Source organism: Aeromicrobium changchenzhani (assembly GCF_057586615.1).
On sequence record NZ_CM172480.1, the window covers coordinates 3,035,374 to 3,057,255 of the forward strand.

18 protein-coding genes are annotated in these 21,882 nt (G+C 63.2%); 7 read left to right on the forward strand and 11 right to left on the reverse strand.

Features of this window, described 5'->3' with window-relative positions; translation table 11 throughout:
- Positions 1-52 precede the first annotated feature (52 nt).
- From AC2YB9_RS15355 to AC2YB9_RS15370, 4 genes are all read left to right on the forward strand, one after another.
- The gene (locus AC2YB9_RS15355; RefSeq protein WP_487266229.1) at positions 53-1,237 is read left to right on the forward strand and encodes an acyl-CoA dehydrogenase family protein; all 1,185 of its coding nucleotides are present in this window, start codon (positions 53-55) and stop codon (positions 1,235-1,237) included.
- A gap of 27 nt (positions 1,238-1,264) precedes the next feature.
- Positions 1,265-2,365 (forward strand): acyl-CoA dehydrogenase family protein, encoded by a 1,101-nt coding sequence (locus AC2YB9_RS15360; protein ID WP_487266230.1) that lies wholly within the window; start codon positions 1,265-1,267, stop codon positions 2,363-2,365.
- Entirely contained in the window at positions 2,362-3,906 is a 1,545-nt protein-coding gene (locus AC2YB9_RS15365; RefSeq protein ID WP_487266231.1) for an AMP-binding protein, read from the forward strand. Before AC2YB9_RS15360 ends, AC2YB9_RS15365 begins: the two co-directional genes overlap by 4 nt.
- A 141-nt stretch (positions 3,907-4,047) precedes the next feature.
- Positions 4,048-6,522: a glycoside hydrolase family 16 protein gene (locus tag AC2YB9_RS15370; protein ID WP_487266232.1), complete on the forward strand. Its 2,475-nt coding sequence runs from the start codon at positions 4,048-4,050 to the stop codon at positions 6,520-6,522.
- Positions 6,523-6,628: 106 nt separating this feature from the next.
- Here AC2YB9_RS15370 and AC2YB9_RS15375 read toward each other — a convergent pair whose 3' ends face one another.
- The 9 genes from AC2YB9_RS15375 to AC2YB9_RS15415 form a co-directional block, all read right to left on the reverse strand.
- Positions 6,629-6,805, reverse strand: coding sequence for a hypothetical protein (locus AC2YB9_RS15375; protein ID WP_487266233.1), 177 nt, complete (start codon positions 6,803-6,805; stop codon positions 6,629-6,631).
- A gap of 80 nt (positions 6,806-6,885) precedes the next feature.
- On the reverse strand, positions 6,886-7,878 hold the full coding sequence (locus AC2YB9_RS15380; RefSeq protein WP_487266234.1) for an SDR family NAD(P)-dependent oxidoreductase: 993 nt from the start codon (positions 7,876-7,878) through the stop codon (positions 6,886-6,888).
- A gap of 32 nt (positions 7,879-7,910) precedes the next feature.
- Positions 7,911-8,876, reverse strand: coding sequence for an alpha/beta fold hydrolase (locus AC2YB9_RS15385; RefSeq protein WP_487266235.1), 966 nt, complete (start codon positions 8,874-8,876; stop codon positions 7,911-7,913).
- Positions 8,873-10,348 (reverse strand): WS/DGAT/MGAT family O-acyltransferase, encoded by a 1,476-nt coding sequence (locus AC2YB9_RS15390; protein ID WP_487266236.1) that lies wholly within the window; start codon positions 10,346-10,348, stop codon positions 8,873-8,875. Before AC2YB9_RS15390 ends, AC2YB9_RS15385 begins: the two co-directional genes overlap by 4 nt.
- The gene (locus tag AC2YB9_RS15395; protein WP_487266237.1) at positions 10,345-11,970 is read right to left on the reverse strand and encodes an AMP-binding protein; all 1,626 of its coding nucleotides are present in this window, start codon (positions 11,968-11,970) and stop codon (positions 10,345-10,347) included. The genes AC2YB9_RS15390 and AC2YB9_RS15395 overlap by 4 nt, the downstream gene beginning before the upstream one ends.
- Positions 11,971-11,978: 8 nt before the next feature.
- Positions 11,979-12,755: a 1-acyl-sn-glycerol-3-phosphate acyltransferase gene (locus AC2YB9_RS15400; protein ID WP_487266238.1), complete on the reverse strand. Its 777-nt coding sequence runs from the start codon at positions 12,753-12,755 to the stop codon at positions 11,979-11,981.
- Entirely contained in the window at positions 12,752-13,600 is an 849-nt protein-coding gene (locus AC2YB9_RS15405; RefSeq protein WP_487266239.1) for an alpha/beta fold hydrolase, read from the reverse strand. Before AC2YB9_RS15405 ends, AC2YB9_RS15400 begins: the two co-directional genes overlap by 4 nt.
- Positions 13,601-13,682: 82 nt before the next feature.
- On the reverse strand, positions 13,683-14,780 hold the full coding sequence (locus tag AC2YB9_RS15410; RefSeq protein WP_487266240.1) for an NAD(P)H-dependent flavin oxidoreductase: 1,098 nt from the start codon (positions 14,778-14,780) through the stop codon (positions 13,683-13,685).
- The gene (locus tag AC2YB9_RS15415; RefSeq protein ID WP_487266241.1) at positions 14,770-16,404 is read right to left on the reverse strand and encodes an acyl-CoA synthetase; all 1,635 of its coding nucleotides are present in this window, start codon (positions 16,402-16,404) and stop codon (positions 14,770-14,772) included. Before AC2YB9_RS15415 ends, AC2YB9_RS15410 begins: the two co-directional genes overlap by 11 nt.
- 47 nt (positions 16,405-16,451) lie before the next feature.
- Between AC2YB9_RS15415 and AC2YB9_RS15420 the strand changes: the two genes are divergently transcribed.
- Positions 16,452-17,252, forward strand: coding sequence for a crotonase/enoyl-CoA hydratase family protein (locus tag AC2YB9_RS15420; RefSeq protein WP_487266242.1), 801 nt, complete (start codon positions 16,452-16,454; stop codon positions 17,250-17,252).
- A 7-nt stretch (positions 17,253-17,259) separates the two neighbouring features.
- Here AC2YB9_RS15420 and fadD8 read toward each other — a convergent pair whose 3' ends face one another.
- Together fadD8 and AC2YB9_RS15430 are read right to left on the reverse strand one after the other, a co-directional pair.
- The gene (gene fadD8, locus AC2YB9_RS15425) at positions 17,260-18,855 is read right to left on the reverse strand and encodes a fatty-acid--CoA ligase FadD8 (RefSeq protein ID WP_487266243.1); all 1,596 of its coding nucleotides are present in this window, start codon (positions 18,853-18,855) and stop codon (positions 17,260-17,262) included.
- Positions 18,856-18,858: 3 nt separating this feature from the next.
- A complete protein-coding gene (locus tag AC2YB9_RS15430; RefSeq protein WP_487266244.1) occupies positions 18,859-19,707 on the reverse strand; it encodes an SDR family oxidoreductase in 849 nt (282 codons plus the stop codon).
- Positions 19,708-19,879: 172 nt separating this feature from the next.
- Here AC2YB9_RS15430 and AC2YB9_RS15435 point away from each other — a divergent pair, with 172 nt between their 5' ends.
- Positions 19,880-21,385, forward strand: a complete 1,506-nt coding sequence (locus AC2YB9_RS15435; protein ID WP_487266245.1) for an FAD-dependent oxidoreductase — start codon at positions 19,880-19,882, stop codon at positions 21,383-21,385.
- On the forward strand, positions 21,382-21,834 hold the full coding sequence (locus tag AC2YB9_RS15440; protein WP_487266246.1) for a nuclear transport factor 2 family protein: 453 nt from the start codon (positions 21,382-21,384) through the stop codon (positions 21,832-21,834). Before AC2YB9_RS15435 ends, AC2YB9_RS15440 begins: the two co-directional genes overlap by 4 nt.
- The last annotated feature ends 48 nt before the right edge of the window (positions 21,835-21,882 follow it).

Consider the following 21,882-nt stretch of genomic DNA (forward strand, 5'->3'; position numbering starts at 1 on the left):
CAGTGTGCGGGCCTTGGTAGACCAAAACGAGAACACGTTATAGTTTTATCACATGTACGTCGCATTGACACCCGACCAACTCCGCCTTCAGGACGAGTTGCGCGGCTATTTTTCCGAGCTGGTCACGCCCGAACGTCGTGCTGCTCTTGCTGCCTCATCGGGCGAATTCGGTGACGTGACCGTCTACAAGGACGTCATCCGCCAACTCGGCACCGATGGTTGGCTGGGTATGGGTTGGCCGAAGGAGTGGGGCGGCCAAGATCGCTCGATGGTTGACGAGCTGATCTTCACCAACGTCGCAGCCGTCGCGGGGGTGCCAATCCCGTACCTCACGCTGAACACTGTCGGCCCGACGATCATGCGCTATGGCACCGAAGCACAGAAGGAATATTTCCTTCCGCGGATCGTTGCCGGCGAGCTGCACTTCTCAATCGGCTACTCCGAACCTAGTTCGGGCACCGATCTGGCGTCATTGCGCACCCGGGCCGAACTCGACGAATCCACCGGCGAGTGGGTCATCAACGGTCAGAAGATGTGGACCTCCCTGATCCAATACGCCGACTGGCTTTGGATGGCTTGCCGCACCGATCCGGACCTGCCCCGCCACAAGGGCTTGTCAATGATCTTGGTCCCGGCCGAGGCCAAGGGCTTCTCCTACACGCCTGTGCACACTGTTGCCAGCGTCGGCACGAGCGCCACCTATTACGACGATGTTCGTGTCCCAGCCGAGAATTTGATCGGCGGACGTGGCGGCGGTTGGGCCTTAATGACGAGCCAGCTCAACCGAGAGCGCGTGGCGCTTACGTCATCGGCGCCCCTGGTGCACTCGATCGAACTCGTCACAGACTGGGCGCGGCAGACCAAGGGCGTGAACGGCAGCCGCGTGATTGATCAGGAGTGGGTGCAAATCCTGCTCGGCCGCGCACAGGCGCGCACCGAGGCGCTGACTTTGATGGGCTGGAAGTTGGCCACCGAAATCGACACGCTCTCGCCGGCCGACGCCTCCGCCATCAAGGTCTACGGATCGGAACTGGCTATCGAGGTCTACCGCGTGCTGAAGGAGATCGTCGGCCCCGCTGCTGGCGTCGCGGCCGGATCGGCTGGCGCCGTGCTCGCCGGTCGACTCGAGCGCTACTTCCGGTCGTCACTTGTGATGACCTTCGGCGGCGGTACGAACGAGATCCAACGGGACATCATCGGCTACGTCGGCCTCGGTTTGCCGGCCGCGAAGCGCTGAATCACCGAACTGCTGAGGAGCGAACCCATGGACTTCATTTTTTCTGCTGAGGCCGACGATGCCGCGGCTCTAGCCGCAACGATCCTCAAGGATCACGCCGTGCCCGCGCGGCTGGCCGAGGTAGAAGCCGCCGGCAATCGATTCGATCCGGTGCTGTGGCGCGCCCTGAGTGATGCAGGGCTGCTCACCCTCACCACGCCCGAGGCATACGACGGCGCAGGGCTGGGATTTCTCGAGCTATGTCGCGTGCTCGTCGAGGTAGGCCGGACCGTCGCTCCGGTCCCGTTGGGCACGGACTCGGTCGCTCGTCTCTTCATCGCCGAGCATGGCAGCAGTGATCAGCAACGCCGCTCATTCGCGTCCGATGACGGCGCAACTGTGTTGTCCTGCGCGGTTGCCGAAGAACACGAACACGCTCCGATGAATCCCACGACGACAGCGGCCGAAGATGGCGATGAGTTCGTCCTGACTGGGAGAAAGTACCTCGTTCCGGCTGCGACCATTGCGACCGCATTCCTGGTGACCGCCATGACAACCTCCGGAGCCGCAGTATTCCTCGTGGACGCTGACACGCATGGCGTCGTCATCCATGAGCAAAATCTGAGCGACGGCGATGTCGCTGGCCTCATCGACTTCGACGGTGCCCGAGTCGCGGCTGACCGACGTATTGGCGAGGCCAACGCCGGGCGGTTGGTGGATTTACTGACCGTCGCTACCTGCGCACTTCAGCTTGGAGTCACCGAGGGCGCTGTTGCGCTCACCGCGGCGTATGCGAAGACTCGTGAACAGTTTGGTCGCCCAATCGGCACATTCCAAGCCGTTTCGCAGCGGCTGGCAGATGGCTACATCGACACGCGGTTCCTGGCGCTCACGGTCTGGCAGGCAGCCTGGCGGCTCGCCGAGAATCTACCCGCCGCCGAGGCCATCGCCACCGCCAAATTGTGGGCCGCAGATACCGGCCATCGAATCGCGCACACCGCGATACACATCCACGGCGGTGTTGGTATCGACCTCGATGGGGAGGCCCACCGTTACTTCACTGCGGCCACGAGATACGACTTCGAATACGGCGGCGCGACCGAGCAGGCGTTGCGTCTTGGCCGGCTGCTCGCAGCCGAGGCAGTGTGACAATACGCAATCTCCTCCTCGCCCGCGCCGCGCAGGACACACCGGCGCTGCTGACCCACGAACGTTCCTGGACGTGGCGCGAACTCGTAGCCGATGCATCAGCGCGGGCTGCTGCGATCGCTGAATTGCTCGACCCCCAACGCCCGCCGCATGTGGGCCTCTTGATGGATAACACTGCCGAGATGTTCTTGGCGCTGAACGCCGCCGGATTGGGCGGCCATGTCGCGGTCGGTATCAACAACACCCGTCGGGGTGAAGCCTTGGTAGCCGATCTGCATCGCGCCGACGTCCAGCTCCTACTGACCGATGCGACACAACGCCACCTGCTTGATGGACTCGACCTGCAGGGCATCCAGTTGATCGACACCGATAGCACGGCATGGCGCGAGCGACTGGTTCCCGGTGCCGTACCGGAAGCCGCGCCGACCGATGATTCGCTGTTTATGTTGATCTTCACCTCGGGCACGGGTGGCCGTCCCAAAGCCGTACGGATCACCCACGAGAAGGTGACCTATCCCGGCGCGTACCTCACCGACCGACTGGGTCTCACGTCCGATGACATCCACTACATTGCGATGCCACTGTTCCACTCAAATGCCGTCATGGCCGGTTGGGCGCCCGCGCTCGCAACCGGCGCGACGGTGGCGTTGCGCGAGAAATTCTCTGCCTCCGCGTTTCTTGCCGATGTACGTCAGTTCGGCGCAACGTACGCCTCCTACGTCGGCAAGCCGCTGACGTACATCTTGGCCACTCCCGAGCGCCCCGACGACGCCGATAGCCCGCTGCGTCTTGTCTTCGGGAATGAGGCCGGAGACCGCGACATTCGTGCCTTCAGCGAGCGTTTCGGCTGTCGTGTGGTCGATGGATTTGGTTCAACCGAAAACGCAGTCATCGTTAGTAAGGTGCCCGGAACGCCGCCGGGCGCGCTCGGTGAGCCGGCGGCGGGGGTCGCCGTGCACGATCCGGCAACCGGTCTTGAATGTCCGCGCGCGGAGTTCGCCCCGAACGGCCAGGTGGTCAACCTCGACGCATGCGTAGGCGAATTGGTGAACACCACCGGGACTGGTCAGTTTGCGGGCTACTACAACGATCCCGAGGCAACCGCTGAGCGGATGCGCGATGGCATGTATTGGTCCGGCGACCTCGCCTACCGTGACGCCGATGGTTGGGCCTACTTTGCCGGCCGAACGGCCGCTTGGCTTCGTGTCGACGGCGAGAATCTGGCGTGCGCCCCAATCGAACAGATACTGCTGCGGCACCCGTCGATCGAGCAAGTTGCTGTCTACGCGGTACCTGACGACCGCGCCGGCGACCAGATAGCAGCCGCGCTGGTCCTACGTGGTGACCTCGCGCCAGACGAGTTTGAGCGCTTCCTTGACCAGCAGCAGGATCTGTCGTCGAAGGCGCGACCGCGTTACGTCCGGCTGGTTGAGGGGCTCCCCCGAACCGCGACTCACAAGGTGCTCCACCGCGAACTCAGCGCCGCCGGGATCAGCGACGTCACCTGGACGCGCGAGGAACGCGGTACCCGCTACCTCTAGAGCCTCGATATGCGCTTAGCTATCCGCTCGCCCACGTTTGTCGCTTGATGACCCTGTCGACCGCTATCGTCTCATCACGGGGTACCCAGGGATGAGGGAAAGTTCATGTTGAATGGATCTGCGCGCCGGGGAGTCGGCCGTATGGTTATTAGTGTTATGGCTGCGTCGGTGGTCATTGTCGCGATGTTGGGAGCGTCCAGCGCGCCGAGTATGGCATCGTCGGGCGATCCGGCGCCCACCACCACCACACTGAAACTGAACCCCGACGGCACCGGCACCGTCACAGTCACCGCCGAGGGCACCACCCCCACCAACTATGTCGATATGTGGATCGACAGCGTGTGGCAGAAGGCCTACACCCTGGTTGACGGCAAAACCGACATCAACCTGGGCACCCAGCCACACGGCGACCACCAGATCTACGTCCGCTACCGAGCCAACAGCACCACCACAACCAGCGACGCCATCACCACATGGACCGCCCCCGGAACCGTCGCGGCGCCCACCACCACCACACTGAAACTGAACCCCGACGGCACCGGCACCGTCACAGTCACCGCCGAGGGCACCACCCCCACCAACTATGTCGATATGTGGATCGACAGCGTGTGGCAGAAGGCCTACACCCTGGTTGACGGCAAAACCGACATCAACCTGGGCACCCAGCCACACGGCGACCACCAGATCTACGTCCGCTACCGAGCCAACAGCACCACCACAACCAGCGACGCCATCACCACATGGACCGCCCCCGGAACCGTCGCGGCGCCCACCACCACCACACTGAAACTGAACCCCGACGGCACCGGCACCGTCACAGTCACCGCCGAGGGCACCACCCCCACCAACTATGTCGATATGTGGATCGACAGCGTGTGGCAGAAGGCCTACACCCTGGTTGACGGCAAAACCGACATCAACCTGGGCACCCAGCCACACGGCGACCACCAGATCTACGTCCGCTACCGAGCCAACAGCACCACCACAACCAGCGACGCCATCACCACATGGACCGCCCCCGGAACCGTCGCGGCGCCCACCACCACCACACTGAAACTGAACCCCGACGGCACCGGCACCGTCACAGTCACCGCCGAGGGCACCACCCCCACCAACTATGTCGATATGTGGATCGACAGCGTGTGGCAGAAGGCCTACACCCTGGTTGACGGCAAAACCGACATCAACCTGGGCACCCAGCCACACGGCGACCACCAGATCTACGTCCGCTACCGAGCCAACAGCACCACCACAACCAGCGACGCCATCACCACATGGACCGCCCCCGGAACCGTCGCGGCGCCCACCACCACCACACTGAAACTGAACCCCGACGGCACCGGCACCGTCACAGTCACCGCCGAGGGCACCACCCCCACCAACTATGTCGATATGTGGATCGACAGCGTGTGGCAGAAGGCCTACACCCTGGTTGACGGCAAAACCGACATCAACCTGGGCTCTCTACCAGGGGGTGACCACCAGATCTACGTCCGCTACCGAGCCAACAGCACCACCACAACCAGCGACGCCATCGAAAGCTGGTCAGTGATTACCGCCGACCAGGTCCCCACGACCACAAAGCTGACGATTCTCCCTGACGGCACTGGCACGATCCAGGTCACCGCTGAGAACAAGACTCCGACCAATCTCGTCGACATGTGGATCGACGGCAAGCACAGTCGTTTTTTCAGCCTGACCGACGGCAAAGCCAGTTTCGACCTCGGGTCTCGTCCGGGCGGCGAGGTCCCCGTAGTTGTCCGCTACCGGCCCAGCGCGACCGACCTGGCAAGCCAAGCGAGCAAGATCTGGTCAGTCAACACGGCCGCCGTACCCGACCCCAGGGCATGCGGCGCAACGATGCTGAAGGCCAACGGACAAGCTTGGACATGTTCCTTCGCCGACGACTTCACCGGCACGACTCTCGACCGCACCAAGTGGGCCACCCAAGAGCTTTTCGGCACCGGCACCAACGAACTGGCCTGCTACGTCGACTCGCCCGAAAACGTCTCGGTCTCGGACGGCAGTCTCCACCTCACCCTGCTCAAGGGCGAGCCGAAGCCATGCGCCGGACACGACAACGTCGTCACCGCTTACACGTCTGGCATGGTGACGACCTTCCACAAGTGGTCGCAGAAACACGGTCGTTTCGAGGCCCGGGTCAAGACCACGGCGACCACAGCCCCAGGCCTCCACGAGGCGTTTTGGCTGTGGCCCGACGACCGCTATCCCGAAGGCCACGGTGAGTGGCCGACGAATGGTGAGATCGACGTCGCTGAGACCTATTCGAATCACGCCGATCTAGTCGTTCCATTCCTGCACACCAGCCTGGACTCGCTCGGTTCGATTCTCACCGGAGCAAATATGAACACAACTTGGAATTGCCGAGCCGATCGCGGGGAATACAACACCTACACGATGGAGTGGAGCCCGGATCGACTCGAGATCTTCGTCAATGGGAACTCCTGTTTGGTCAACACATCGGGCAACGCCGCTTTCAACAAGCGTTACATCATGGCCTTCACGCAAGCCCTCGGTTCTCAGGACAACGACCTAACCGCCGAGACGCCGATACCGGCAACCATGTCGATCGACTACGTGCGTGCCTGGTCCTGACGATTGATTCGATCAGTTCTGCAAGACCGTGTCATGAAAGGAACTCGGACACACTTCCTCAGCTTTCCTTCGCGGAAAGCTGAGGAAATCGGCTGCACCTCGACCGTTAAAGGCTGGCGGGCCGTGCGATGGTCGCCTCATACTCGTCGATCAGATCGACCATCACCTCGGCAACTGGCCAGACGAGTTTGAGCGATTCCTCGACCAGCAGCGAGACCTGTCGCCGAAGGCGCGACCGCGTTACGTCCGGCTGGTTGAGGGGCTCCCCCGAACCGCGACTCACAAAGTGCTCCACCGCGAACTCAGCGCCGCCGGGATCAGCGACGTCACCTGGACGCGCGAGGAACGCGGTACCCGCTACCTCTAGGCGCGCCCTGCGCCACGCAGACCCTCGACGGTCGCGGCGAGAGTCTCGCGAACCGGACGGTAGATCACGCCGAGCTCGCGAACGCTGGGACTGTCGTCCGACGGCGGCATCTGCGTGAAGTACTGCATCCCGGCAGCGGTGACGTCCTTCGCCGCAGCAGGCAGCACCGGTCGGAGCCGGTCAGCAACCTTTCCCACCAGACGGAGGACGCGGTCCGGGACTGGCATGTACACAAGTCGCGTGCCGGAGATCTCGGTGAGCATGGCAGCCAGCGGTCGCACCATCAGTCGGTCCCCTCCGCTCATGTAGCGGCGGGGGCCCATCCCGGGCGTAAGCAGTGCAACGTGGAGGGCTGCGAGGTCGCGCACATCGACGATGGTCCACGCGGCGCTTCGGCCAGGGATCACCCTGATCTTCAGCACGGATTCAATGCCGTCAGCGGCCTCACCGAACTGCGTGCCCACGGGCGGCCCGAGGACCATGCTCGGGTAGGTGATCACGACCGGCGCTCCCGACTCCTGGAGATCGCGAGCATAGCGCTCGACCTTGGCCTTCGATTGGCCGTAACCGTCGCTGCCGCCCCCGACCTCAAGGTCAGCCCGGAACTCGGTCAGCCCTCGGTTGAAGATCGCGGTGATACTCGAGACGTGGATGATCGGGTCGAGCCCCATCTCGACAGCCTGCCCCAGCACGTTGGTCGTGCCGGTGAGGTTGATCTCGATCATCTCCTCCGCCCAACTCGGGTCGGTGGTGACGACGGCGGCCGCGTGGACCAGCGCATCGCAGCCACTCAGGGCTTTGGTCACCGACTCCTTGTCGGTGATGTCCCCGACCACATAATCAGAGACATCGACGCCCAAGGTCGCCACGCTCGTCTGCAGGCGGCCCGAATCGCGAACAAGGAATCGAACCTGGTGACCGGCATCCTGGATTGCCTTGGCTGTCCAGCCGCCGACGAACCCGGTGCCGCCGGTGATGAGTACTCGCATGCGCAGAACCTACTGTTCGCCTGTGGTTGACATCAGGCAGCAGTCTTGACGCCGGTGACGTGGGCCAGCGCCTCGAGCAGCACCGGACGCCAGTTGGCCGAATCCAGCACGATCGACGCGTGTCCGCCCGGCGCCCTGAAGGCCTTGGCGCCTGGGATCGTCGCCGCCATCTCGTACTGGCGCACTGGGGCGATCACCTTGTCCTTGCAGGTCACGATCACCGCAGTCGGAGCGGTGATCGAGGTGATCTGATCGCGCACGTCGAAGCGACCCAGCTCGCCCAGCACCTCGGGCAGCGACCAGAAGCTGGTCGCCCGAAACTCCGACCAGGCCCACCGAACCACGTCATCCTCGATGTCTGCCAGCGGTGGGAGTGAGTCGGCGTGAATCCTGACCTTGGACGACACGTGCTGTCGGCCCATGGCGGTGACGGCGCCGAGCACCGGATAGAACATGGCCTCACCGGCATTGCCCTTCCAGACCGTCGCGGTCGAACAGAGCACGAGACCGGCGATCCGATCGGGGTGCTGCAGGGCCAGCACCTGGGCCAAAGCCCCACCCATCGAGTAGCCGACGACCACGGCCTGATCGATCTCCAGAGCCGTCAACAGCGCCGCGGTGTCGTCAGCGCATTCCGACAGCGTGAAACGGTCGGACCGCACACCCCGGCCATGCCAGCGTTGGTCCATCAGGATGACGCGGTAATCGGAGGCCAGATCCTCAACTGTGGTGAACCAGCACAACGAGGCGGTCGTTGCGATTCCGTGCAGCAGGAGCACGGTGGGCGCACCAGGGTAGGGCTCGCCCGTGTCGACGACGTACACATCCCCGCGATCTTCCAGGTGAACCATTCGCCCAGCGGGAAGCGGGTTCGTCTCGGGCAGATTCTGGGACCGAGCCACAGCGAGACGCGCTCCCCCCCGCAGCACGGCGCCCGTGGCGCGCGCCGCCGCAAATGTGGTCGTGCCGATGGTGGCGCTGACGTGTTTCATGTTCATGCGCTTGCTCCGTTCGCATCGATGTCGGGCTCTTCATTTCGGCTGTCCACTGCCGCAGGCTCCAGATCCAGCTCTGCCAGCGCCGCCGGGAAGTACGTCGCTAGGACCTCGACGTCCGGGAGTAGGTCGGTACAGGCGAGCAGCGAGAAATTCAACTTGGCTACATAGCTCCACACCGTCACATTGAGGCCGATGCCCTCGGCCAGCGGTCCGACGCTGAACACGTCGCTAAGGCGCGCCCCACCGACCGAGACTGACTCACGCGGTCCCGGGACGTTGGAGACGATCGCATTGAACGCCGACGCGTGCCATGAGGCAGCGTTGCTGCGGGAGTACGCACGCACCAGGCTCGGGAAAATGGCGGGCGGGATGAACTGGCCCCAGTCCTTCATCAGGTCAAGCCCCATGTGCTGCTGGATCTGCTTGGCCGTGGCGGCCGTGCGAGATATCTGACGGAGCCGTTCGACCGGATCATCGATGTTCGTGGCCAATGTGGTGAACATGTTGGACACCCGGTTACCGCCCAACCGTGGGTCAGCCCCGACCGGATCGGTGCCGAGCGGAACGCCCGCGGTCAGGGACTGGGACGGGTGTTCATCATGAGCGGCAAGCCAGCGGCGCAGAGCCCCGGAAACCACGGCAAGCACCAGGTCATTGATCGTGACGCCCAGATGCTGCGTACGGATGCGTTTGAACTCGCTGAAAGGCAGGGTGACCGTGGCGAAGCTACGGTCTGCGGTCAGCGACCCGTTGAAGGACGTGCGCGGCGCATCGAGCACCGGAATGGGAGCCTTGTTGCTGTGCCCGCGGCGGTAGCGGCCAGCCGCCGAGAGGCCCCTGAACGTACGCTTGAGCAGCGCCGGGAGCGAGAAGACCTGCATGGAAGCGTCAAACAATGCCCGGCGCACCAACCACAAACGGCCGGGGATTCGGTCGGTCGACTCATACACATCGACGGGCGCTGGTGCGCCCACCACACTGCGGACATCAGTAATGTTGCCCAGAAGCGCGTTGAACGCTGCCCCGTCGGCGAGTGCGTGGTGCATCTTGCCGACAACAGCCACGCGACCATCATCGAGACCCTCGCAGTAGTGCAGCTCCCACAGCGGGAATCGACGATCGAGCTGTGCGCTGGCGATCCGCCCGATCAGCACCTCGAGATCGCGCATCGTGCCAGCGCCGGGGACCCGGTGGCGGTGCATGTGCCGCGACTGGTCGACCCGCTCCTGTGTCACCCACATCGGGTGATTGAGTCCGAACGGGACCTTTACCACCCTCCGTCGCATCGGCGGCAACCGTTTCAGTCGCGACAGTGTTCCGGCGACAAACGAGTCGAACGTGAGGTGCTCGGATGACTCGAATAGCGCGATCTTTAGCGTGTGCATGTGCACGGTCGGCGTCTCCAGATACAGGAAGGTTGCGTCACCGCCATCCATGCGTTCGACTGCGGGGTGGATACGGCGAGATCTCATCGGTCCACTCCGGGCAGATCGCGAACCATCACTTTGCCGGACGCGTTGCGCGGCAGCGTCTCGAGGAACACCACGTCACGAGGTACCTTGTAGCTGGCCAGCTGCGCTCGCACGTACGCCTTGAGGGTGTCAGAGTCCACCTCGTCGCGCCGAACGACGTACGCTGCCAGTCGTTGTCCGAAGGCCTCGTCAAGGACGCCCACGACGACGACCTCCCGCACCGACTCATGTGCGCCGAGCACCTTCTCAACCTCGATCGGGTAGACGTTCTCACCACCACTGACGATCATGTCGTCGTCGCGGCCCACGACATACAAGAGTCCGGAGGTGTCCATCCGGCCGACGTCACCGGTCACCATGAAATCCTGGACGAACTCCTTGTCAGGACCGGAGGTGTAGCCGTCGAAGGGGGAGGAACCGCACACGACGATCCGTCCGACCTCACCGGCTGCCACGTCTCGCCCTTCGTCATCGATGATCCGGACGAGAGAACCCCGGACGGCGCGACCGGCGGTGTCGGGCGCCTGCCGCAGGTCCGCTGGCCCAGCAACGCTGATCTGGCCTGCCTCGGTGGCGTTGTAGCTGTTGTGCACCACATCGCCGAAACGGTCCATGAACTGGATCACCGAGTCAGGTCGCATCCGTGAGCCGCTCGCCGAGACGAACCGCAAGCTTCGCAGCGAATAGCGATCGAGAGCCTCGCTCGGTAGGTCCATGATCCGCTCGAGCATCACGGGCACAACAGCGAGCCCAGTCGCGCGGTGCTCGTCGACCAGCGCCAGCGTTGCCTCGGGGTTGAATCCACGGCGCATGACCACGGTGCACGTCATCGTCGCGGCAATCACCAACTGCCCGAAGCCCCACGCATGGAACATCGGCGCAGCGACGACGGCGACCTCTCCCCCGCGCCACGGAATGGCATCGAGCATTCCGGCGAGCTCGCTCGGGTTGCCACCCGAGCGACGCGCCCCTTTGGGTGTGCCGGTGGTTCCTGAGGTCAGCAGCACGACTCGACCCGGTCGCGGCCCCAGCGCAGCAGGAGCGTCCCAGTGCTCGGCGATCAAGCGATCGGTGGTTGCTGAGTCCGTGGCGGTGTCAGTCCAAGCTCGGATCTCGAGGAGGTCGTCCAGCCGCTCGCACGCCTCGGCGACGATCCCAGCGAACTCCTCGTCGAAGACGATGACTCGCGCCCCCTCGCGCTCCATCACATCGGCCAGCTGCTGGCCAGAAAATCCGGTGTTGAGGAGCAAAGCATGGGAGCCGATACGGGTGGTCGCGAGCAGGGCATCGACGAATCCACGATGGTTGCGAGCCAAGATCGCCACCGACTCGACCGGTCCGCCATACACGGCCAGGAGTCCTGCGCCGAGTGACGCGGCGCGCTGCTGGATCTCGACCCAGGTCAAACTGCCGCGCTCGTCGATCACACCGACGCCATGAGGGTCGCGGACAGCAGCCAACGCGAATCCGCTGGTTGTGTGCGTCCCCTGCTCTCGGATGACCTTGGCCATCCCGAGGTACTTGTCCGGGCGCAGCAGCGTGATCATCTGGCTGCCCATGAGAACTCGTGCGACCCAGAGCTGCTTCAGAAGCGCCGCCCAGCCGCGTTGAAAGGCGTTCACAACCGTTTTCACCCCAGCACCGGGAAGCGACGCTCGCTGGCCAGGATGTCAAGGGCGTCCTGCATGCGGCGACGGATCTCTGCATCGACCATCTCGATCTCCGGATCCGGACCGAACTCGGCGATGATGTCGATCGGTTCGAGCACCTGGGTGGTGATCTTCGTCGGCAACGGCAGATTGGCTGGGAGCAGCCCGAACGGAAATCCAAAGCTGATCGGGAGATAGGGCACCCGTAGGGCTTTGCCCAGTGGGTTGAAGCGAGCCAGCCAGTCGCCCCGCGTGATGTGGAACTGATCCTCGTGGCCACCGATGGAGACCACCGGAAGGATCGGGACGCCCGCGGCGATCGCCGTCCGGACATATCCCGTACGCCCGTCGAAGTCGATGACGTTGGCCTTGCTCTGAGGACGGAGGCAGTCGTAGTCGCCACCGGGGAAAACGATGCTGGCTCCTCCGGATGTCAGCAACTCATGGGCATTCTCCCGGGTCGCCGGCACCATCCCGTACTTGCTCATGATCGGGCCGAGCGGACCCGTGAACAAGACGTCGTGGGCCAGGCAGTAGAGCGCGCGGTCGGGACCGAACTCATCGGCGATGCCCACCACGATGATGGGCACATCCATCGGCATCAGACCGCCCGAGTGATTCGAGACGATGAGCACACCGCCGTCAGGCAGACGACTCATGTCGCGAACCTCGCTGCGGAAATAGGTCTTCATCGCGAGGCGCAGAAACGGCATGACCTTCCCGATCGATTCGGGAACCCTCTTGTCGATGTCGTTCATACGGTCGCTTTCCGGTGTGCGTCCTGGCGGCCCGACGCGAGGCCTGGGAACAGTTGGCGCCACTTGAAAGTGTGCCAGTCCTCCGGGTCCTGCCGTAGGCGATTGACCACAACGGCAAGGCTAATCGGATTAGCGACCATGCCCACGTGGCTGCTGGGGACCGCGATATTTTCCGCGATCGCGGGGGTTGTGGCTTCGTCCACTGAACAGCCGGACCATGAGGTGATTCCGTCGGAGCGCGACCACACGGCAGTGGTCGGGACCGGCACCGGCTTCCTGATCTGGTCGACGATGTCACGGGCCCGATCGGACAGGCCGTGGCGGACTCGAGAGCGTTCGAACATGGCAGTCGCGCGGGTGCGTTCACCCTCGGCCTTCCACGGTGATCCCAGACAGATGATCTGTCGCACCTGGTCGGGGTGTTCGTGCGCGATGCGGCGGGCCAGCAGCCCACCGAAGCTCCAGCCCACGACTGACACTGGCTCGCCATAGCGGTCGGCGACCTCGACGAACCGGTCGATCAGGCCGTCGACCAAACCGTCGGTGAGCCCGACATTGCGACCCAGTCCCCACCCGTGCACGTGGAAGCCTCGCTGACGCAGGTGTGTGCGCAACCGTCCGGTCATAAAGTCGTTCGCGGCGAAACCAGGGAGTACGAGCACGGGCCGGCCCTCACCGACAGTGGTCTCGCAACTCACGGTGTCAATGGTCCGCGAGGCGGCATACTCGCCGATCAACCGTGGGAACTCCAGCGCGGCCAGCAGACGTGAGGGCGGGTTGTGCGCCGGGGTATCCACGCCTGCTGCTCCGTGCTTGGGCGGGATCTCGCGCTCGAAGTCATACACGGGATGGTCACGACCTCTCCAGAACTAGAACACGTTCTAGTATGCCTTCGAATCGGGTGCTCTGTCCAGCGGCGCGTCAGGCCTAGAGACCGACGAGACGGGCGACCGTCTCCTCATACTCACGGACCAAATCGGCCATCACGTCGGCGACGGAGCGAACCTTGTTCATCGAACCGACAATCTGGCCGACCGGCATCGAAATGACATCTGGGTTACCGGCCGAGTTCATCCGGTTGTGCGCATCGGCCACGAGCAGATTTTGCAGCGGCATCGGCAGCGGCGCGGGCGCATCTTCGGTGTCCCACGCCTGAGTCCATTTGGTCTTGAGCAAGCGCGCTGGTTTGCCGGTATAGATCCGGGTGCGCACCGTATCGGAACTGGATGCCCGCAAGAAGGCTTCAGTCATACCCGCATTGCGACTGAGGTTTTGATACTCCTCGGTGGTCAACCAGATCGATCCGGTCCAGACCCCCTGAGCGCCCAGAGCGAGCGATGCCGCCACCTGACGACCGCGTCCGATGCCGCCGGCACCGAGTACCGCGACCTCGGGACCAACCGCGTCCACGATTTCTGGCGTCAAAACCATGCTGGCGATCTCACCGGTGTGGCCACCGGCTTCGTAGCCTTGAGCGATGATGATGTCGACACCGTTGGCCACGTGAGTCATTGCGTGCTTGGCCGCTCCGGCCAACGCCGCCACCTGCACGCCGGCCGCGTGGGCTTGGTCGATGACGTCCTTCGGCGGCGAACCCAGCGCGTTGGCGATCAGGACAGGTCGGTGGTTAAGCGCCACGTCGACGTGGGATCGGGCCACCGAGTGCAACCAACCCAGCACACCATCTCGACCTTCACCTTCAGGCAACGGCGGTACACCGAGCTGTTGCAGGGTGCGCTCGACGAAGGAGAGATGCTCCGGCGGGATCATCGCCTGCAGATCCACGGCCTTGCCCTCGGTCGGCACCTTCATCGGCATGACGACATCGACGCCATAGGGCTTGCCGTCAGTATTCTCGTCGAGCCAGTCCAGAGTTCGGTCTAGCTCGGCAGCGTCATTGAACCGCACAGCGCCAAGCACGCCCAGTCCGCCGGCTCTGGAGACTGCGGCTGCGACGTGCTCAGATGGCGTGAATGCGAAGATCGGGACGTCAATCCCGAATCGCTCGCAGAGTTCAGTTCGCATCGGCCTCGGAGCCTTGACGAGCCGCGACGGCGAGTTCCTTGGCGAGCGGATAGTTCGCCTTGCCCGTGACAGTGCGTGGGATCTCGTCGACGTACGCAACTACGCGGGGCCATTTGTAGCTGGAGAGCAGCGGGCGGAGGTGCTCCCGAAGTTCTTCCAACGTTGGTGGCACCGCCGATCTGGACTGAATTACCGCCGACACACGCTGACCCCACCGCTCATCGACGAGGCCGATGACGAGCGCGTCGTATACGTCGGGGTGGCCCTTGAGTGCCATCTCAACTTCTTCAGAGTAGACCTTTTCGCCACCAGTATTGATGCAGTTGGAGCCGCGGCCAAGCAGCGTGACTTTGCCGTCACCTTCGATTCGCGCGATGTCGCCGGGTACCGAATAGCGCACACCGTCGACGTCGACGAAAGTGCGTGCCGACTTCTCCTCGTCACGGTAGTAACCAAGCGGCACGCTGCCGAAACGTGCCAGTCTGCCGATAGCGCCAACATCAGCAGCATCGATGACTCGGTTCAAATCGTCCAGCACGACGGTTTCCGCACCGAGAGCGATGACCGGCCCTTGCCCCTGAATGTTCTCGCTGTCCTGCAGCCCGGTGCCGGAGAATCCGGTTTCCGATGATCCGACTGAGTCGGTGAAGAAGGCATTGGGGAATGCCTTCATCCAGCTCTCCTTCACCGGCCGGCTGAAGATCGCTGCACTGCTGGCGACTGCCACGAGCGAGCTGCCATCAAACTGACCAGTTTCATAGGCTTCAATGAGCGGGCGCGCCATCGCGTCACCGGTCATAAACACCAGCTGGACCCTCTCACGATCGATGATCTGCCAGGTCTTCACCGCATCGAATGCCGGCTCGAGAATCGTCAGATGCCCGGCAAAGAGGTGCATCAAGAGGGCGGCCTGCGCGCCGCCGTGCATCAACGGGCTGAGTGGGAAGGTGACCATCGGTTCATTGTTCGCCGCCTGTTGGGATTGGCTGTACTCTTCGAGCCGCTCGCCGGTCATGAAGTCGATGCCACCGCAAAGGACTCGCCAAAAGTCCTCATGCCGCCACATCACGCCCTTGGGGAAGCCAGTGGTTCCACCGGTATAGACGATGTACAGGTCATCGCCGCTGCGCTCCTCGAAGTCGCGCTCAGCGCTCTGTCCGTCAAGTGCTTCGGCCCACGTGACTCCCCCGTACGAGGTGATGTCGGCCTGGTTGTCGGGAGCCGTCGGGTCGGGCATCGCCACGATCGTCGTGAGCAGTTTGTGCTTGGGCTCGATGCGGGCGACGAGATCTGCATACGTCCGATCGTGCAACAGTGCGACCATGTCGGAATTGTCGATGAGGTAGTCGAGTTCGCGTTCGACATAGCGGTAGTTGACGTTGATCGCGACGGCACGAATCTTGAAGATCGCGAGCAACGCAACAACGTGCTCGATGCTGTTCTTCGCATAGATTCCAACGTGGTCGTCCTTGCCGATGCTCCGCGAGGCAAGGAAATGCGCCAACTGATTGGCCTGCGCTTCCACTTCGGCGTAGGTCACTTTGTGGCTGTCAATCTGGATGATCGGTCGATCGGGTACGACGTCAACGGCGTGTTCGAATAGGTCGGCGATATTCAATGGCATGAGGCCAAGACTAGAACACGTTCTCGTTTTTGACTACGCTGTTCCCCATGTCAGAAAACATGGACGCTCCCCACTGCCTTGTCGAACTCCACGGTCGCACGCTGGTTGTCACGATGAATCGCCCCGAACGGCGCAATGCCTTGTCGGCAGAAATGCTGTCAATCCTGAGTGAGGCTTGGGACCGGGTGAATTCCGATCCTGAGGTCCTTGTCGCGATTCTGACCGGCGCTGGTGGCTACTTCTGTGCTGGCGCTGACCTCAAATCGATGTCATCGTCGGCACCATCGGACAAATTCGAGTCCGGTGAATTCGACCCATCGGTCATCAAACCGTTGCTCAAAGGCTTCCGGCTAACCAAGCCGCTGATTGCCGCCGTCGAAGGACCCGCGATCGCCGGAGGCACCGAAATTCTGCAGGCCACCGACATCCGGGTCGCCGGCGAATCGGCCAGATTCGGCGTCTCGGAGCCAAAGTGGGGGCTGTATCCATTGGGTGGTTCGGCAGTACGGCTTCCCCGCCAGCTGCCGTACACGGTCGCCGCCGACCTACTCCTCACCGGACGTCACATCAAAGCGCCCGAAGCGAAGGAGATCGGCCTGATCGGTCACGTCGTACCCGATGGTGAGGCGCTTGCCAAAGCACACGAACTCGCCGATCTGATCGCAGCGAACGGCCCGCTCGCGGTCCAAGCGGTGCTCAAGACCATCCATGACTCTGAGGGCAAGCACGAGAATGACTGCTGGCAGGCCGACGCCGCGGTCGGCGCCGCCGTCTTCGCCTCGGAGGATGCCAAGGAAGGCCCCCGTGCCTTCGCCGAAAAGCGGAAGCCCGAGTTCCAAGGACGCTGACCTACTCCTAGCCGACGCTTCGGTCGCTCGTCCAGAACTGCGCCCGAAGCGCCTTCTTATCCGGCTTACCCAGCCCCGTCAGCGGCAGCGAATCCACGACGATGACCTGTTTGGGTGACTGGACCGAGCCCTTGCGGTCCTTGACCGACGCTTGGATCTCCGCTGTTATACGGGCAACTGACTCCTCGTCACTGTCCACGTCGGATCGCAGGACGATGACCGCCGTGACGGCCTCGCCAAACTTCTCGTGTGGGGTGCCGATCACACCGACCTGAGCCACCGCCGGGTGCTCGGCGATCACGTCCTCGACCTCCCGCGGGAAGACGTTGAAGCCGCCGGTGACAATCATGTCCTTGATGCGGTCGACGATGTACCAAAAGCCATCGGCATCCTCGCGGGCGATGTCCCCGGTGTGAAGCCACCCATCGCGAAAAGCTTCCGCGGTCTCTTCGGGCCGATTCCAGTAGCCGCTCGCGAGCACCGGCCCGGCAACACAGATCTCGCCCGGCTCTCCCTGCTCCACGTGCTCCCCGTCCTCGCCGAGCAGCGCCGTGCGCAGGAATGCGCTCGGCCGTCCGCAGCTGGCGAGCCGCGACATCCCTGTCGTCGAGCTTGTCGAGACATGGTCGGCCTTGGCGAGGTAGGAGATCACCATCGGGCATTCCGATTGGCCGAAGTATTGCGCGAAGATCGGCCCGAACCGGTCAATCGCTTCTGCCAGTCGAGTCGGGTTGATCGCGGACGCACCGTAGTAGACGGTCTCAAGGCTGGACAGGTCACGGGTCCGTGAGTCTGGGTGGTCCATCAGTGCGTACAACATGCTGGGCACCAACATCGTCGAGGTAATGCGTTCCTCCTCGATTGTGCGCAGCACGGTCGCCGGATCGAAGCCGGGCAGCACCACAAGTCGGCCGCCCTTGGCGACCGTCGGTGCGAAGAACGCGGCGCCGGCATGGGACAGCGGGGTGCAGATGAGGAACGTCGGCGCCTCGGGCCATTCCCATTCGGCCAACTGCACCTGCGTCATCGCGGCGATGCTCGCCGCTGTGCCCAGCACGCCCTTGGGTTTGCCGGTCGTGCCGCCGGTATAAGTAACGCTGACGACGTGATCGGCCGCGAGTTCCTTGGCGACTAGTGGCAAGGCCTCGTACGTCGCAGCTTTCGCGGCGAGATCGTCGATCGTGATCACGCTCTGCAAGGTGGGCACTCTTAGTCGTAGCTCCTCGGCCCGCTCCAAATATTTGGACACGTTGTCGACGATCAACACCGTGACGCCGGCGTCCTCGAGTACGTAGGCGTGATCGTCGAGTGATCCGAGTGGATGCAATGCCGTGCGCCGGTAACCCTGCGTCTGGCCCGCCCCGATCAGAAACAAAACTTCCGGCCGATTGGCCGCAAGCAGGCCGACCGCCGTCCCGGTGCCGGCGCCAAGGTCTTCCATCGCCTGCACGTAACGGCTTATTTGATCAATCATCTCCTGCCCAGCGATGCTTCGGTCGCCCAACTGGAGCACAGGGACATCCCGATGGCGACGGAGTGAGTGGAGCAGCATGTGCCCCGAATGCGGCCCGCGGTAAATGTCGCCGTCAACTGTCACAGCCATGACCTACCGCTCGCCCTTCCCCGGTCCTTTGACTCTGGGATCGTCCTTGAAATTGACCGCATCACGCCCCTCGGCACCTGCGGAGTTGATCGTGATGCCACCGTCGACATCGAGGATTGTGCCGGTGACATAAGACGCGGCGGCGGTCGCGAGGAAAAGTGCCGCATCCGCGATGTCTTCGTGCGTACCCCACCGGCGCAGCGGGGTCGATGCCGTGATGCGCTCTTTGATGCCGGGCATCGTCGCGATGACGTTATCCATCCCGAAGGTGTCCTCGATGGGTCCGGGGCTGATGCCGTTGACGCGCACCCCGGCAGGCCCCCACTCGATAGCCAGACACTTGGTCAGCATGTTGACCGCAGCCTTCGCGGCACAAACGTGACTCTGAAATGGCAGCGGTTTGACAGCTTCGGGGGCGGTGATTGCAATCAGCGAGGCACCCGGCTTACGGAGGTGCTCAAAGCTCGCCCGATAAAGATTGAACGTCCCCTGCAGGTCGATATCGATGACTGACTTGAAGGCGGACGCTGACATGCCCAGAGCCGGCGCGTAGAAGTTGCCGGCCTGGCCCGCAACGACGATGTCAATCCCGCCAAACGTATCGGCGGCTTCCTCCATCGTCTCGGCGACGCGGTCGTAGTCCCGCGCATCAGCCGCGAGACCGAGCGCCTCACCACCCGCGTCGCGGATCTCCTGCGCCGCCGAAGCGCAACGCTCTTCGTTGCGGCTCATCACGATAACTTTCGCACCTTGGGACGCGTAGCGCTTCGCGATGGCAAGGTTGAACCCTCGCGTTCCACCAGCGACGTATGCGACTTTGCCGGCCAGGATGTTCGTGCCGAAGACGGTCATGCAATGTCCTTCTGTCATTCGATGCGTTTGCAACGAAAATGAAACACGTTCTAGTTTCGCATTAGACGAAACCACAGAGAAGCGCGTGGTGCAAGAGCGAATAAGGTAGAACGTGTTCCATTTTGGCCTAGCATGGGCTCATGAGCGAGCGCCAGCAAACGAATCGTGCAGCATGACGTATGACGTAGTGGTGATCGGATCAGGCGGCGGCGCACTGATTGGCGCATATCTGGCCCAACATGCCGGATTCGACACCGTCGTACTCGAACGGACTGGACTCGTGGGGGGCACATCCGCCTATTCCGGTGGCGCCTGCTGGCTGCCCGGTTCCGCGGTTCAACAACGAGCGGGCCTCAGCGACTCGACCGAATCCGCCCGCTCCTACCTCGAAGCGCTGCTCCCCCAGCCCTTGACCGCTGAGGTCGAGAGGTTTCTTGCAGAAGCCCCCCGCCTCGTCGCTCAACTCGAGTTGGACGACGCATTCGAGTTCGAGTGGCTGCCGTTCCCGGAGTACTTCGACGCGCCTGGCCGCGTAACCATGGGGAGGTCGATCCAGCCCTGCAACATTCGCCGAGACGAATTGCCCCACACAGTGGCCAAACTGGTAAGGCCTCCGGTCGAGCGTGACCGTGTCGGCGTCGGTGGGCGCAACACCCTCACCGGTGGCCAGGCCTTGATCGGCCGAGCGTTGAATGCCTTCCTGCGCGACGGCGGCACGGTTCTGACCGAACATCACATGACCGACTACGTCGTCGAGAGTGGCCGTGTTGTCGGCGTCGAGGTGTCTACTCCCGACGGTCCAACAACTGTTCGGGCCCGTCGCGGCGTTATCGCAGCGGCCGGAGGTTTCGAGGGCAACCGTGCACTTCGCGAAACCTACGGCGTGCCCGGGGACGCTGCGTGGACCATGGCGCCGACCGGCACCAACTCCGGTGAGCCCATCGAGGCGGGAATTGCCTTGGGTGCGCAGATCAACCACATGCAACACGGCTGGCTCTGCCCCGGCTTGGAGCAGCCCGAAGGCGGCGGATCCTTCACCCTCGGTTTCCGCAGCGGCGTCATGGTCGATGCGCGCGGTCGGCGGTATGCCAACGAATGCCTCCCCTATGACAGGTTCGGCACCGAGATGGCGGCATCGCCTGAGCGCACCCCCTCATATCTGGTGTTCGACTCGGCAGAAGGTGGCCGCCTGCCGGCCATCGCGATGCCCGAGGGAGATCCACAGGAGCACCTCGCTGCCGGTACCTGGATCCGCGCCGACACCCTCGCCGAACTGGCAGAACGTCTCGATCTGACCGACCTTGAGTCGACCGTCGGCCGGTTCAACACGTTCGCCGAGAGCGGCGTGGATGAGGACTTCGGTCGCGGCTCTGACGAGTATGACGTGTTCTTTGCGACCGGTTCCGGCCCCAACAAGGCACTAGTCCAGATTGGTATTGCCCCGTTCTACGCCGCACGCTTCGTACTCTCCGATCTCGGCACCAAAGGCGGACTCGTCACCGACGAGCATGGCCGCGTGATCCATACGAACGGGCACCCGATCCCAGGCCTGTATGCCACGAGCAACAGCGCCGCATCGATCTTTGGCCCGGCTTATCCCGGACCCGGCGCGCCACTGGGCAAAGCACTTGTCTTCGCATCGCTTGCAGTTCAGCACCTCACAAAGGAGAACCCATGATCACATCTGACGCGATCAGCTGGAATGCCCCCGACGATCCCCATCCTGCTCGCGCAGCGTCGCAGCGCTCATACTCCGCAGTCGCCAAGGGCGATCTGGCCGAATGGCTGACCGTCTATGCCGAAGACGCCATCATTCAAGATCCGGTCGGTCCGTCGATGTTCGATGAGGAGGGGAAGGGGCATCATGGCCATGAAGGCATCTCGGCGTTCTGGCACCTCGCGATAGCGCCGATCGCCACATTTGAGTTCACCATCAACGACTCGTTCGCCAACCCGGGCAGCAACACCTGCGCCAACATTGGCCAGATCAAGACCACCTTCGCCGACGGGTCCTACAGCACGACGGACCTGATCATGGTCTACACCGTCAACGATGACGGCCGAGTCAGTTCGATGAAGGCCTACTGGGAGCCAGAGCGCGCAATGGCAAGCTTCACTCCGGCTTAGTCGACAAGTCGCCCTCGGGTTCACGAACCAATCCCCCTCTTGTCTCCA